At 67.6% G+C, this 14,259-nt stretch carries 10 protein-coding genes; 6 read left to right on the plus strand and 4 right to left on the minus strand.

From position 1 onward, the window contains the following. Window positions 1-11: 11 nt before the first annotated feature. Window positions 12-1,181 carry a phosphotransferase gene (locus J5M86_RS11000; protein WP_188059389.1) on the plus strand — a complete coding sequence of 390 codons (1,170 nt, stop codon included), beginning with the start codon at window positions 12-14 and terminating at the stop codon, window positions 1,179-1,181. 5 nt (window positions 1,182-1,186) lie between these two features. Here J5M86_RS11000 and J5M86_RS11005 read toward each other — a convergent pair whose 3' ends face one another. From J5M86_RS11005 to moeB, 3 genes are all read right to left on the minus strand, one after another. Beyond that, window positions 1,187-4,534, minus strand: a complete 3,348-nt coding sequence (locus tag J5M86_RS11005) for an ATP-dependent DNA helicase (protein WP_188059388.1) — start codon at window positions 4,532-4,534, stop codon at window positions 1,187-1,189. After that, window positions 4,531-7,653, minus strand: coding sequence for an ATP-dependent DNA helicase (locus J5M86_RS11010; RefSeq protein WP_244328326.1), 3,123 nt, complete (start codon window positions 7,651-7,653; stop codon window positions 4,531-4,533). Before J5M86_RS11010 ends, J5M86_RS11005 begins: the two co-directional genes overlap by 4 nt. Window positions 7,654-7,744: 91 nt before the next feature. After that, window positions 7,745-8,884 (minus strand): molybdopterin-synthase adenylyltransferase MoeB, encoded by a 1,140-nt coding sequence (moeB, locus tag J5M86_RS11015; RefSeq protein ID WP_188059386.1) that lies wholly within the window; start codon window positions 8,882-8,884, stop codon window positions 7,745-7,747. A gap of 137 nt (window positions 8,885-9,021) precedes the next feature. On the opposite strand from moeB, the gene J5M86_RS11020 reads away from it, so the two are divergent. The 3 genes from J5M86_RS11020 to J5M86_RS11030 all read left to right on the plus strand — a co-directional run bounded on the left by J5M86_RS11020 (window position 9,022) and on the right by J5M86_RS11030 (window position 10,382). Further along, window positions 9,022-9,582 (plus strand): TetR/AcrR family transcriptional regulator, encoded by a 561-nt coding sequence (locus J5M86_RS11020; protein ID WP_188059385.1) that lies wholly within the window; start codon window positions 9,022-9,024, stop codon window positions 9,580-9,582. A 70-nt stretch (window positions 9,583-9,652) separates the two neighbouring features. Next, entirely contained in the window at window positions 9,653-9,874 is a 222-nt protein-coding gene (locus tag J5M86_RS11025) for a DUF3107 domain-containing protein (RefSeq protein WP_188059384.1), read from the plus strand. Between the two features lie 238 nt (window positions 9,875-10,112). Next, the gene (locus J5M86_RS11030) at window positions 10,113-10,382 is read left to right on the plus strand and encodes a GlsB/YeaQ/YmgE family stress response membrane protein (RefSeq protein WP_188059383.1); all 270 of its coding nucleotides are present in this window, start codon (window positions 10,113-10,115) and stop codon (window positions 10,380-10,382) included. A gap of 113 nt (window positions 10,383-10,495) precedes the next feature. Here J5M86_RS11030 and J5M86_RS11035 read toward each other — a convergent pair whose 3' ends face one another. Further along, window positions 10,496-11,224, minus strand: coding sequence for a ferritin-like fold-containing protein (locus J5M86_RS11035; RefSeq protein ID WP_188059382.1), 729 nt, complete (start codon window positions 11,222-11,224; stop codon window positions 10,496-10,498). 224 nt (window positions 11,225-11,448) lie between these two features. Here J5M86_RS11035 and J5M86_RS11040 point away from each other — a divergent pair, with 224 nt between their 5' ends. Beyond that, entirely contained in the window at window positions 11,449-13,029 is a 1,581-nt protein-coding gene (locus J5M86_RS11040) for a DEAD/DEAH box helicase (protein WP_370587308.1), read from the plus strand. Continuing rightward, complete coding sequence (locus J5M86_RS11045; RefSeq protein ID WP_188059381.1) at window positions 13,026-14,054, plus strand: response regulator transcription factor; 1,029 nt, start codon at window positions 13,026-13,028, stop codon at window positions 14,052-14,054. The genes J5M86_RS11040 and J5M86_RS11045 overlap by 4 nt, the downstream gene beginning before the upstream one ends. The last annotated feature ends 205 nt before the right edge of the window (window positions 14,055-14,259 follow it).

Raw genomic sequence — 14,259 nt, forward strand, 5'->3', positions numbered from 1 at the left:
ACCGTGAGGCCGTGCTGCGCAGTCCCCTTGTCATGGCCGCCCTGGCCGATGCCGCCCTCCCCCGCCTTCTTCCCGCGTCCGTCGCTTCGGTTCCCACCCGGATCACCGACCGGTTCCAGGAGGCACTCGTCGAAGGCGAGGACGGCACGCAATGGATCGTCCGACTCTCCCGCAACGCCGCCGCCGGCGCGGCCGCTGAGCTCGCCGACACCTTCGTCCGGCTGCTGGCCAAGCGTGTCGAATTCGGCGTGCCGGTCGCCGAAGGACGCATGACCATCGCCGACCGCAACACCGTCACCGTGCACCGCAGTTTCGCCGGAGCCCCGATGCAGTGGCGCGGGCTGACGGGCGGCAGCAGGCAATCGGTCAACGTCGCCAAGGCGTTGGCGCAGCTGCACGACGTCGATCCGCGCATCGCCGACGAGGTCGGCGTCCCCAGTTACGACTCCGACGCCTACCGCACCCGGCGCCTCGCCACCCTTGACCGCGCCGCGGCGACCGGGTTGGTGCCCTCCGGGCTGTTGACCCGCTGGGAGCGTGCCCTGGAAGAGGTCTCCCTGTGGCGTTTCCCGACCTGTCTGACGCATGGCCCCCTGGAGGGACACCACGTGTACGGGGGCGATGAGGTCAGTGGGATCGGCGCATGGGAGAACGCCTGCGTCGCTGACCCGGCCGACGACTTCGCCGCATTGTGGGCAGCGGCACCGGCAGAGGCCTTCGACACGATCCTGGAGACTTACTCCGCGGCCCGCCACGAGGCACCCGACAAGCACCTCGAGCGGCGGGTGCGGCTGTCGAGTGAGCTGCTCCGGGTGACTGCCCTGCTGGACGCCGTCGGGGTCGACGACGACCGCATAATCGACCGTCGGGCCGCGGCACTCCGCCGACTCAACGAGCAGACCGTCGGCGACGACAGCCTCATGCCCCAGCCGCCACGTGCTGCTCCGGTTGTGGGCGCCCAGCCGGCGGACGAGCCCGGCCAGTTGGCTGCAGACGACGCAGACGACATCGACCTCGCCGAGCCGTCAGAGCGCGACGCAGCGGTCGAGGCGGACGAACGCATCCACGAAGAGTTCGATGACGTCGACGACACCGATGACGCCGAACATTCTTCGTCCGAGGCTCACCTGCGCGAGGACGACACCATCGAGATCGACGTCTCCCGCCGCCAGCAGGACTGACGCTCCTACTCCTGCACTGGAATCGACTCCAAAAGCTGATCGATGGCGTTGTCGGGCGGCAACACCGGCCACACCGTCTCCCCCGTGGCCGCGTAGTAGAAGGCCACCCGCACCTGCTCGGCCGGCACCTCACGCAGTCGCGCATACGCCAGCCGGTAAGCGGCCAGCTGAAGTGTGCGGGCACTGCCGCTCAGACCGGATGGCGGACGGCCGGTCTTCCAGTCGACGATGACAATGCCCTCGGCGTCTTCGAAGACGGCGTCGATCCGGCCCCGAACGGCGGTGCCGGCCACCCACGTCTCGATCGGCACCTCGATCGCCAGCGGAGTTCGCTGCGCCCAGGGTGAGGCCAGGAAGTGACTCTTCATCAGGTCGAGGTCGTCGTCTGTGGCGTCTGGGTCGGCGAAGCCGGGCAACTCGTCGACATCGACCAACGCCGCTTGCGAGAAGTGTTGTTCGACCCAGGCGTGGAAACGTGTGCCGCGCCGAGCCGCCAGCGCGGGCGCGGTCGGCATCGGACGACGTAGGTCGAGGGCGAACTGTGCGGGATCTGCCGCGAGCGCCACCACCGAGGACGCCGAAAGGTGCTTGGGCAGGCGCACCACACTCGCTCGCGCTACCTGTGCTGCGGCTCGTTCGTGCAGGAGCGCGCGCAACTCGCGACGCCGCTGCCGCTCAGCGGTGCTGAACTGCCCCTCCACTGCGAGGTCGCCGAGCTGATCGGCAGGAATCGGTCGACCCCAGCTGCGCCACGCAGCCATGACGTGTTCGCGCCCGGCTTCCAATTGGAGCCGGCGGTGCGCGAGCGGGTCGTCCGGCCAGACCATCGACCTCCCGTGCGCAAGACGCGGATTCTCGGTGCCCGGCTCCGGCGTCTGTGCGTAGGTGCCGAGCTCGACCGTGCCGGCGTCGACCGCGTCGCTGAAGAAGCGCGACGGCAGTCGCGGGGAGTTGCCGGAGAACCACACCGAGGAGGTCAGCAGCATTTCGTGCTTCGCGCGCGTCAGCGCCACGTAGGCCAGGCGTCGCTCCTCGCGCAGACCATGAGCGCCCGCCGCAGCCTTGAACGCCTTGATCTCATCGACGAGGTCGGCCAGGGTGCCCAACTCGGCGACCGGAAGCGTCGGCAGTGCGGCGCTGTCGCCGCGCAGGTCGAAGGGGACGCCATCCAGCCCGACCAACCACCCGCTGTCGTTGACGGTCCAGGTGCTGCGGTCGTCCGGCTCCGACTTCGCGCCGATGCCCCAATCGCCCGCCTCCTCGTTGAACCACGCGCGGTTCTTGTGGTCGGGGAAGATGCCTTCGGTGAGGCCCGGCACAGCGACGTAGTCCCATTCCAGCCCCTTGGCCGCGTGCACGGTCAACACCTGGATGGCGGCATCGCTCGACTCGATCTCGGCCTTGTCGAGGCCGCGTTCCTCCTCCTGCGCGGCGTCGAGCCAGGAGAGGAAACCGCCCAGGGTCGGCCGATCGGCGCTCGCACTGAAGTGGGTGGCGACGTCGGCGAAGGCGTCGAGGTGCACCCGGGCGGCCTGCGGGGTGACCCCGGGGCGCGACAGCACCTCGATGTCGAGTCCGAGTGCACGCTCGGCCTCACCGGCGAGTTCGGCCAGCGGCAGACCGGTCAGCCGGCGAAGCTGGCGTACCACTCGGGCCAGACCGGTGAGCCGCTCGCGTGCGGCATCCGTGAGGGTGCGCCCAGCAGGGCCGGCCCAATCGACGGGCGGCAGGTGGTCGAGCGCTTCGACGAGGCTGGGACGGTCACGGGTTTCGGGTTCGCGATCCTGCTCGGCGCGGGCGACCTCGGGCCGAGCATCAGCCTCGAGCCGCCTGGACCACGCGGCGAGCAGGTCGAGGTCGGCCGCCCCGAGACGAACGGCCGGACCGGTGAGCAACCGCATCAGCCGGTCACCGCGGGTGGGATCCTGGACGACCCACAGCAGGCTCACCAGGTCGGCGACTTCAGCGGTCATCAGCAGGCCCCCGACGCCGACGACCTCGACCGGCAGGTCGGCGCGCTCCAGGGCATCGATCACGATCGGGAAGAGCGACCTCTTGCGACACAGCACCGCGGCCGACGGATAGCGTCCGTCAGCACTCGCGACCCAGCGCTGCGACAGCCAGGCCGCGACATGTTCGGCCTCTTGCTCCATGGTGTCGAGCCGTGCTCCGAGCACGCCCCCCTCGCCGGCCGTCGGACTGGGCTGCAGTGCCGGCACCGCAACGGTGCTGCCCTCACGCAACGGGGCGGCGACGACATTGGCGGACGCCAGGATCGCGCGGTCATTGCGCCAACTGGTCGAGAGCGGACGCACCTGCGCCGGGCCGTCGGAGTCGGCGAACAGGTCGGGGAAGGACCCGAGCGTGGTGGCGCTGGCGCCGCGCCACCCGTAGATCGACTGATGGGGGTCACCCACCGCGGTCACCCGGACGGGTTCGTCAGCAGTGACGAACAGATGCTTCAGCAGTTGCAACTGCGCCTCGCTGGTGTCCTGGAACTCATCGAGCAGCACCGCCTTGAACCGGCGCCGCTCGAGCGCACCGACACCGGGGAAGGTGCTGGCCAGAACGGCCGCCTTGCCCATTTGATCGGCGAAGTCGAGCGCCGAACGCTCGTGCTTGAGCTGCTGATAGCGCTCGACGATCGGCAGGATCGCCAGCCTCGCACGCAACACCGCGGCGAGTTCGCGATACGCGGGATTACTGGCCCGCTTGAGTCGGCCGATCTCCTGCAGATCGTCCAGGCCGTGCAGCACTGCCTCGATCTCCTCCTGCACCATCGCCGGCGTCAGGAGGTGCTCGGCCATCTCACCGGCGAGCGAGACCACCGCAGCCGTGACTGACGATTCGACCTTGTCGACCTCCTGCATCGGACCGTCATAGGTGTGCACTGCTGCGGACGCGTACTGCCACGCCGCTGCTTCGGTGAGCATGCGGGCATCGGGTTCGATGCCGAGGCGCAGACCCTGCTCCCGCACCAGGCGGCCCGCATAGGAGTGGTAGGTCAGCACGGTCGGACTGTCGGAGAGGCCGAGGGTGCCGTCGGCGTCCTGCTCTGGCACCCACAGGCCGGCGGCACGCAGTGCGCGCAGCTGACGCGCCACCCGCTCGGCGAGCTGCCCGGCAGCCTTGCGCGTGAAGGTGAGGCCTAACACCTGATCAGGCTGCACATGGCCGTTGGCCACCAGCCAGACCACTCGGTTGGACATCGTCTCGGTCTTGCCCGAACCCGCGCCTGCGACGACCAGCATCGGCGCATCGGGGTCTGCTTCGATGATCGCTTGCTGCTCATGCGTCGGCGGGAAGAGCCCGAGCCGCTGCGCGATCTCCACCGCACTGTGCTGCGCACTCACTGCGAGTCTCCTTCCATCAGCACCGGGCAGGACGACTTCACCGAGCAGGTGTTGCACTGGGTGCCCGGCATCGCGACGAACGTGGCGCCGCCCATGCCTTCGGCGGTCTCCTGCAACAACGTGCCCGCCCATTCGGGGTCGTCGGATTCGCGCAGTGCTGCCTGCTGCTGCAGCTTGTACTTCTCACTGGCCACCGACTTGTCGGCGGCTTTACCGACCTGCAGCAGCGCGGCACCCGCAGAGACCTCGTCCTCCCCGAATGCACCGTGCTCGACGGCCCACTGGTAGGCCCCCAGTTGCGGATGGGCCACGAGTTCCTTGCCCGACACCGCGGTGCCACCGGTCTTGAGATCGATGATGCGCAGCCCGAGTTCGTCGTGCCGTTCGAGGCGATCGACCGATCCGCGCAGGTTCAACCGCCCGTCGGTGAGGGAGAAACCCTGCTCGACCGACACCTTCTGCCAGCCTCCGGCGCCCGCTTCGTCGACGTATTTCGCGACGCGCGCGAGCATCGCCGAGGCCAGCCCGAACTGCTGCCGACTGATCCACGACTCGCCCAGGCCGAGGCGGCGCCAGCGATCGGTTAACGCCTGCTGCATGCGATCGGGATCGGTGTCGGCGAACTCTGCGGCGATCTCGTGCACGAGAGTGCCGATGTTCGCCGAGCCGATGTCAGGGCCGTCTCCGCCGCGCGAGGTGAGGAACCAGCGCAGACCGCAGGTGCCGAAGTCGCTGACCTTCGAGGGCGAGACGCTCACCGGTTGGTCCGGTCGGCGCACCGGATCGGTGCTGGTGAGGTCGTGGAAGGCCCACCACCGCTGGTGATCAGCACCTGGGACGTCCCTCGCCGCCAACTCCACCAGCAGGCCCGCAGCCTCCTCGGGCGCAAGCCCGCCGCTGTCGGAAGTGGTGCCGGGAACGAGTTCGCGTCGTAGTTCGGCGACCATCGAACGCAGGGTGAGGCCGCGCCCGACGTCGGTGTGCTGCCGCCCTTCGGGATCGTCGATCGGGTCGATGAGGTCGAGGTAGACGCTGGGCTGCTCCTCGTCCGAGCGCACAGCGGTGACCAACACACGTTCGGAAGCGCGCGTGAGTGCCACCAGGAACTGGCGCGTCTCGTCGTAGCGCACGGCGGCGGACTGCGAGCGCAGATCGGCAGGACGTCCGGTCAATGCGTCGACCAGGGCCTCGGAGCCCAACAGCGAACCGCGCAGGCGCAGGTCGGGCCAGACCCCTTCCTGGACGCCGGCGAGCACGACGAACTGCCATTCCTGACCGGCCGCGGCCTGCACCGTCAACAAGGAGACGGCGTCATCGGCCGGGGCAGCAGAGGTGAGCCGGTCGCCAGGCACCTCCTGGCCGCGGATGTGCTCGAGGAAACCGTCGGGCGCGCGTCCGGGGAGTCGGTCGACATAGGCCGCTGCCGCACTGAACAGCGCCACGACGGCGTCCAGGTCGCGATCGGCGCGTTGTCCGGCGGCACCACCGGCCAGTGCAGTGCGTGCCCACCCGTCGGCAACACCGGAGGCGTTCCACATCTGCCAGAGCACCGTTTCGGCCGAGGCACGGGGCGCCTTCCACGCCTCGACCCCTGCAGACAGAATGCCGGCGATCCGCAGGAGTGCGCCCGCGTCGGTGCCGACATCAATAAGGAACTCCGGTTCGAGCACCGACCAGACCAGGAGTTCGTCACTGGACCGCGACCCACCCCCACCGAGTTCGGCTGCGCGCAACGAGCGTCGCAGTCGTCGAACCGACAGTGAATCCATCTGCACCACAGGGGAACTGAGGATGTCGACAATGTCTTCGGCGGACCACTCGGCACGATGATCGGCCACGATCTGACCGACCATCGCAAACATGGCCAGGAACGGCCGCACCGCAGCTTCGTCCCGGAGCGCAGTGGTGGTCGGCGGCACGACGACCGGCACCCCGGAGGACGAGAGCACCCGCCGCAGGGCCGAGATGCGTGACTGGCCCCGAGTGAGGACGGCCATCTGTGACCACGGCACCGAGTGTTCGACATGGGCTCGACGCAACTCGGCGGCGATGTGGGCTGATTCCTGGCTCACCGCGCGAACCATCGCCACTTCGAGACTGCCGGACCGTGGAGCGGGAGCAGGACTGCGATGCTCGGTGCCGGCGACCGCGCCGATGCGGGAAGTGACCCGCTGCGCAGCTTCTCGCAGAACTTTCGGGGTGCGATGCGCCACGGCCAGTTCGAAGCGTTCGGCGGCTCCGGATCGGTCGGCGAGCTCGACGAAGAGACTCGGATCAGCGCCACGGAAGGACTGCACGGCAGCGTCAGGGTCGCCGAGCAGGACGACCCTGGTCGAGGGCCCGGCGAGCAGACTGACCAGCCGGGCACCGGCCCGGGTGAGCTCCTGGGCGTCATCGATCACCAGCAACCTGATCTCGTGGTGCAGCAGCGCCAGTTGGTCGGGCGACTGCTCGAGCAGATCGGCGGCACCACCGGTGATCCACGCCGGGTCATAGGCCCCTGGACGCGAGAGTGCGGTGACTTCGTCGTACTCATCGAGCATCTGCCCGGCTGCGATCCACTCGGGTCGCTCGTGTTCTTCACCGAGCAGCTTCAACTGCTCGCCGGTCACGCCCCACTCGACCGCACGCATCAGCAGGTCACGTAGTTCGTTACGAAAACCCCTGGTGGGCAACGCTTCTGCGACGAAATCGGGCCAACGGGGGCCGAGCGACAGACCGGCTGCGTGACCGGCGAGTAGATCGCGCAGGATGACGTCCTGTTCGGGGCCGGTGAGCAGACGGGGCGCCTCCCGTCCCTCCACTGCGGCCAGTCGGCGCAGGATGCCGAAACCCAGTGACTGCGGCGTGCGCGCCATCACCGAACTCGACGTGGTGGTCAGCCGGGCCGCCAGGCGGTCACGGAGGGCTGCTGCGCGCAACCGAGTGGGCGCCAGGACGAAGCACCCGTCGGCCGGCACGCCTGAAGCCACCGCCTGCACCACGACTTCTACCGCCAGGGTCGACTTGCCCGTGCCCGGAGCGCCCAGCACCAACCGGCAGGAAGCGCCGCTCTCGATCACCCGGCGCTGCGAACCGTCGAGCAACGGCGCCACGACGACATCGGGGGCTGAACGCACGAGTTGAACCATGGACACATCCCATCAGGGGCCACCGACAACGCCCAACAACACGGCGCGACGCGGCGAATCAGTGCGCGTCAGTGCGTGATCAATAGAGCGGTACGGACGGGTCGACCTGCTGCGACCACGCCAGAATCCCACCGCCGAGCGAAGATGCCGACCGGCCCCGCTCGACCAACAGCGCTGCGGCCTCCTGCGAGCGCGTGCCCGACTTGCACATCGCGACGATCACGCGGCCGTCGTCGTCCGGCATCCCGCCTGCGCGCAGCTCATCCAGCGGCAACCATTCGGCGCCGTCCACCCGGGCGATCTCACGTTCGGCGGCGGTGCGGACGTCCAGCAGTCGCACCTTCCCTGCCTGCAGGCCCTGGGCGACAGCGGCAGCGCCGATCACCTCAACCTGTTGAGTCGTACACATCGCAACCGGCTCAGCCGCAATGAACTGCACGGGCGCATCGGCGCGACAGACCGCACACTGCGGATCGGCAGCGAGAGGCAGCATCGACCAGTCGAAGGAGAGCGCGTCGAAAACGGCGAGACGGCCGATGAGTGGCTCGCCGATGCCGAGCACCAGTTTCAACACCTCCCCGGCCTGCGCGGTGCCCATCAGCCCCGGCAGGACGCCGAGCACGCCGGCGTCAGCGCACGAGGGCACCGCCGAGGGATCGGGCTGCACCGGAAAGAGGCATCGCAGACACGGGCCCGCTCCCGGTGACCAGACGGTGAGCTGACCGTCGAACCGATTGATGGCGGCCCACACCAGCGGCACACCGAGCAGCACGCAGGCGTCATTGAGCAGGAACCGGGTGGTGAAGTTGTCAGTGGCGTCGACCACGACGTCGGCCGCTGCGACCAACGGCACCACGTTGTCGGAATCAACACGCGCGAAGACCGGATGCACCTCGACGTCAGGGTTGATGTCGCTCACTGCGCGGGCCGCGGATTCGACCTTCGGTGCGCCGACATCCCGGGTGCGGTGAATAACCTGACGTTGCAGATTGCTGAGTTCGACCTCGTCGTCGTCGACGACCGTCAACGAGCCCACCCCCGCTGCGGCGAGGTAGTGCAGCACAGGTGCCGCGAGGCCGCCCGCACCCACGATCAGGACGCGAGCATCGAGCAATCGTTGCTGTCCGGTCGTGCCCACCTGGGGCAGCAGCAGGTGCCGTGAGTATCGCAACACCTGCTCCGGCTGCAGGCGCGCTCCGACCGACCCCTGAGTACCCATGTCCGCCAGCGTAGTTCTGTGTATAAAGTTGCGACTTGACCGGCGAGTAGTACTTGGAGGTAAATGTGGTCGGACCAGCCGCTGACAACAATGGGCGAAGTGGCCGCCTGCCCCGATCCGCGCGGCGGGCCCAGCTCATGGAAGCGGCGCTGTCTGTCTTTGTGGAGGCCGGTTACCACGGAGCTGCGATGGATGAGATCGCCGAGCGCGCCCAGGTGAGCAAGCCCGTGCTTTACCAACACTTCCCCGGCAAGCTCGATCTCTACCTCGCGCTCCTTGAGCACCACACCCGTGAGGTGCCCGAGTTGGTGAACGCGGCGTTGAAATCGACCGAGGACAACAGCGACCGAGTGGCGGCGGCGATCAGCGCCTTCTTCCAGTTCGTCGAGCGCAAGGACGCCGCGTTCCGGATGGTGTTCGAGTCCGACCTGATCAACGACCCAGCGGTGGCGGTGCGGGTCGAGCGGATGAGCACGCAGTGCGCCACCGCGGTATCGGAGGTCATCGCCGAGGACACCGGACTCCAGCCTGAACAGTCTTTGATGCTCGGCGTCGCCCTCGTGGGAATGGCGCAGGTCGTCGCGCGGTTCTGGATTTCACAGGAACCCCCCATGCCGCGCGCCGAGGCCGAGCGCCTCGTGACCGTCCTGGGCTGGCGCGGCATCGCGGGATTCCCCAAGGCCCCCGAAGCCGACTGAACCCGACCGGCCCCACTTTCGGCTCGGCCGAAACGTAGTCAGCGACAACCCGCGAGCAAGGAAGAGTGCAATGGAAATTCGTATCGGCGTACGTAACGTCGCGCGCGAGATCGTGCTGGAAACCGAACAGAGTGCGGACGAGGTGCGCGCTGGCATCGACGAGGCGTTGAGCAAGCACACCACGATCAGCCTGCGCGACGACAAGGGTCACACCGTGCTGATCCCCGCCGACGCCCTCGGCTATGTCGACATCGGCCCTGAGAACGAGCGCCGCGTCGGCTTCGGCAGCTGATCGCTCCTGCAGGCAGGCCGCACGGTCTCACCCGATCGGGTGAGACCGTGACCCATTTGTGACCCAATTGCGGTTGACCCAAACCCCCAACGCCGTCTACATCGGCGATACCTTTCGAGCAGGTGAACATCCGAACAGCCCTATCGGCCAAGGGTGTTCACGACTGCAGTACCCGGTCCGCACCCCCAGGACCGGGAAAACGGTCCGCCCGCGGACCCGATTCCTCAAGGAGTCTCACATGCTCTGGAGCATCATTTCCTGGATCGTCGTCGGTATCGTCGTCGGCGCGCTGGCACGACTGGTCGTCCCCGGCAAGCAGAACATCAGCATCGCCGTCACCATCATCCTCGGTATCCTCGGCGCCCTCATCGGTGGCTTCCTGGCCCGCCAGCTCGGCGTCGGCGAGACCGACGGCTTCGACTGGATCCAGTTCTTCATCAGCGTCCTGGTCGGTGCTGGCCTCGTCTTCGGTTACGTGGCGATCACCTCGCGCAGTTCGCGGGTCTGAGTTCCCGACCTGGTCCTGAAAAAACTAGGTCTCGAACCCGTACCTGTGAAGAAGCCCGGCTCCCTCAACGGGAGGCGGGCTTCTTCACGTGCGTTTCGATCAGGACGCTTCGCTCAGGCCGATAGCCCGAGGTCCTCCATCCGCCTGGTGTGGGCCTCGGTGATGCGGGTGAACAGGTGCATGAGTTCGGCGAGGTCCAAGCCGTGGCCCGAGCCCTGGTCAATCAGCAGGCCGGTCAGTTCGTCATTGTCGGCAGCCGCTCGCTGCGCTTGCGACAGCGCCTCGCCCACGATGCGGCGTCCCCACAGCGCCATCCGCGCGGCCAGTTTGGGGTCACGGATGATGCCGGCCTCGAGTTCACGCTTGGCGTAGGCGTAGTGATCGGAATCGGCGAGCACCTGCTCGACCAGCGTCCGCGTCTGCGGGTCGACAAAACGCCCACATTCGGCGTAGAAGTCGGCAGCGATCGTCGACCCGGCATAGACCTTCATCAGACCCTCGTACCAATCGGTCGGGGTACAACGGCGATGCCACTCGTCCAGCGCCGGGCGGAAGCGCGCCATCGCCTCGTGCGGATTGGCACCCAACTCCTCCAACCGCGCGGTCAGCATCTTGTGGTGCTCGAACTCGCGGATCGCGACCTCGGTCAGGCTCACCTTCTTCACCGTCGAAGGCGCACGATCGGCATCGGTCACCACCGTGAAGAAGCTGACCAGCTCGCCGTAGGCCAACATGCCCAGCAGGGACACGACACCCGCACGGAACGCCGGATCGGAAAGGTCTGCTTCGGTGCGTTCTGCGCCGGTGGTCGGGTTGTCGGGTGCGCTCAGGTCATCGGCCATGGACGCGATCGTATCCGCGAACCGGTAGCATTGCCCCGTCAACAGCGGTGCCCGGTCGGCAACGAACGACAAAACTCCTGGTTCAACAACGTTCCTCACGGTTCGTCACAGTTCCTGAACTGCCCCGAAGACCCCCGATCGGCTCCCACACGCATTCACCTGCACCCCGCCCATTGCGGCCGCGGTGAAACTGCCGATCCGAAGGAATCCTTGTCTTGAGCTCGATCGAAGAACCCCCCAACGCAACCGACGTCACCGAAGCAACCACCGAATCTGCCACTGCTGCACCGACCTTCGCCGACTTCGACGTGCGCTCCAGCATCGTCGACTCCCTCTCGGACGCGGGCATCCTGTCGCCGTTCCCGATCCAGGCGATGACCCTTCCGGTCGCACTCGGCGGCCACGACATCATCGGCCAGGCCAAGACCGGCACCGGCAAGACCCTCGGCTTCGGCGTCCCGCTGCTGCACCAGGTGACCGGCCCTGACGAGGACGGTTTCGATGCGCTCGCAGCACCGGGTGCGCCTCAGGCCCTGGTCGTGGTGCCCACCCGCGAATTGGCCGTGCAGGTGACCGGTGACCTCAAGACCGCCTCGACCCGCCGCTCGGTGCGTGTCGAGTCCGTCTACGGCGGACGCGCCTACGAGCCCCAGATCGCCGCACTCAAGCGGGGCACCGAAGTGATCGTCGGCACGCCCGGACGCCTCATCGACCTCAGCCAGCGCGGCGACCTCGACCTGCGCCACGTGAAGGTCGTGGTGCTTGACGAAGCCGATGAAATGCTCGACCTGGGCTTCCTGCCCGACGTTGAGAAGATCCTCGCGATGACGCCCGCGTCACGCCAGACCATGCTCTTCTCGGCCACCATGCCCGGCGCTGTCATCGCGCTGGCCCGCCGTTACATGACGCAGCCGACGCACATCCGCGCGATGATCGAGGAAGGCGAGAACGCCCACACCGTCAAGGCCGTCGAGCAGTTCGTCTACCGCGCCCACGCCATGGACAAGGTGGAGATGCTCGCCCGCATCCTGCAGGCCAAGGACCGCGGCCTCACCATCGTGTTCACCCGCACCAAGCGCACTGCCGCCAAGGTGTCGGACGAACTCGTCGAGCGCGGTTTCGCCGCCGCAGCCATCCACGGTGACCTCGGCCAAGGCGCTCGTGAGCAGGCTCTGCGTGCCTTCCGTTCGGGCAAGGTCGACATCCTCGTCGCCACCGACGTCGCGGCCCGCGGTATCGACGTCGAGAACGTCACCCACGTGATCAACTACCAGTGCACCGAGGACGAGAAGACCTACGTCCACCGCATCGGTCGCACGGGCCGCGCCGGGATGACCGGCACCGCGGTCACCTTCGTCGACTGGGACGACCTGCACCGCTGGACACTGATCAACAAGGCACTCGACCTCGGCATCCCCGAACCGGTCGAGACCTACTCCTCCTCCGACCACCTGTTCACCGATCTGCACATCGATCCCTCCGTCACCGGACGCCTCCCCCGCGCCGCACGCACCCGCGCCGGCCTCGAGGCCGAACAGATCGAAGACCTCGGTGAGGTCGGCAAATCAGCCGGCGGACGCGGCAAGCAGGCCGGTTCTTCCGGTGGCCGTGGCCGAAGCGGCGGTGGTCGCGCAGGTCGCGACCGCAATGGGGATGGCCGTAGCAGCGGCAATCGTGGTGGCAACGAAGCAGCCTCCGATCGCGGCGCCAAGGGCAGCGACGGGACGTCCAGCCCGCGTCGGCGTCGTCGCACGCGCGGCGGTTCGGGCCAGAACCGGCAGGCCTCCGGTCCCGCGACGTCATGACCGGTTCGCAGCCGTTCTCGGAGCGGGTCAGCGGACACCTTCGCCTGGCCGACCACCGGCTGCGCACCTCCGACCCCGGGTCGAGTCGTCGGCGCTACGCCGTCTGCCGGATGACGATGACCAACATCGCCCCGGTCGACAGCTTCTACATCGGCTTCTTCCACGGCGAAGACACCATCGTCATCCCCTACATCTACGACCACGACATACGCATCCAGCCCGATATCGCGCGATATGGAAAGGGCGGTCTCTCGCACTGGGTGCGTAGCAGCGGCAAGCCGTATGTCTACGCCTCCGACGGCGGTGCGCTGCTGAGTCGCACGATCCCGTTCGGCAACGTGGACGAGGAGTCCAAGGACGCTGTGGTGGTGCCTTTGCGCGACCCCGACACCCATGAAGTCACCGGTCTGATGAGCGTGCAGAGCCTTCGGCCCAACTCTTTCGGGCCGGAAGTGGTGAAGGCCGCGATGTGGCTTGCGGAGGCGTTGATGCTCGCCCAGGCACGGGACAGGCATGTCGGCTCCGGGGAGGCATCGCTGTACACCGACCACCCCGAGCTCAACAGCGCGATTGCGGGAGACTCCCGCGAACGACTTGCCCAGATCACCGACCAGCTCGAGACGGCCAACCGTCGCAGTGCCGACATCGCCGCTGCGATCGAGTCACTCGGCGATGAACAGCTGCACCGCCAGGCGTCAACGCTGCGGGTACTGCTGGAGCAGATCCAGAGCGACATCGCCGAGTGGATGCTCGCCGCACCATCGGAAGCCGGCCCGGCGCCGGAGAACCGGTTGCATGCCGACCTGACCCCGCGGGAGTTGGAGATCGCGACGCTGATCGCCACCGACCAACTCACCAACAGCGAGATCGCGCAGACGCTGCAGATCTCACTGAAGACGGTGAAGACCCACGTCGGAAATGTGCTGTCGAAGCTCGGAGTGAGCCAGCGTTCGGCGATCGTCTTCGCCATGGCGGAGGTCTTGGCCATGCCGCCTGCAGAGAGCACCCCCAAGGGAAGGTCCTAGGACCCTTCGGGTGCGAAAATCGGCCGAAGTCCCATAGCCGGGCCTAGGAGGTCTGAGGCACCATATTCATGGGTGATCGGACTGGTGGCCACCATCGCAGAATCATCCGGCGGTCGCGTGCTGCCAGCATGCAGGGGGGATGCTGGCCGCACTCGACCGTCATTTCTGCCCTGCACCTCCCGCTCGACTCCTGAGCCGCGTGGCG

Origin of the sequence: Yimella sp. cx-51 (assembly GCF_017654605.1) — a bacterium.
Taxonomy (GTDB): Bacteria; Actinomycetota; Actinomycetes; order Actinomycetales; family Dermatophilaceae; genus Yimella.